Source organism: Chromohalobacter sp. HP20-39 (assembly GCF_033052815.1).
Classification (GTDB): domain Bacteria; phylum Pseudomonadota; class Gammaproteobacteria; order Pseudomonadales; family Halomonadaceae; genus Chromohalobacter.
On record NZ_JAWHTP010000242.1, the window covers coordinates 1 to 393 of the forward strand.

Below are 393 nucleotides of genomic sequence, written 5' to 3' on the forward strand. Positions count from 1 at the left end.
TCCCGCCCAGGGGGGACGACACCAGCGTGAACTCGTAGGAGCGCTTGTTTGTGGTCACCGACAGGGTGTTGACCAGACCGGCAGCGTGCGGCTTGAGATAGAGATGATTGCCGTTGTCCGTTGACGATTCCCAGCGCACGCTGTCACCCCACGCCGGCTCCGACACGATCTGCTCATCGTCCGGGAACTCAATGGTGGTTCCCTTCAGTGGCGCGGTCAGGACGCGATAAATCTGATCCTTGCTGTACGTAAAGACGACGAGGCGGGAATCGCCCGGCATAGCCAGCGGTTCCGCTCCACCGTTGAACGGATTCATGGGGTTCATGGCATCCGCCATTGATCCCAAGTTCAGCGGGGGGATAACAGGTTCGGCGCGCTTCGCGGGGCGCTCGG

1 protein-coding gene is annotated in these 393 nt (G+C 61.6%); it reads right to left on the minus strand.

Annotated elements, in window-relative coordinates; genetic code table 11:
- The coding region (locus tag RVY79_RS17825) for a TrbG/VirB9 family P-type conjugative transfer protein (RefSeq protein WP_317465846.1) at nt 1-316 on the minus strand (316 nt) is incomplete at its 3' end.
- Between the last annotated feature and the right edge of the window lie 77 nt (nt 317-393).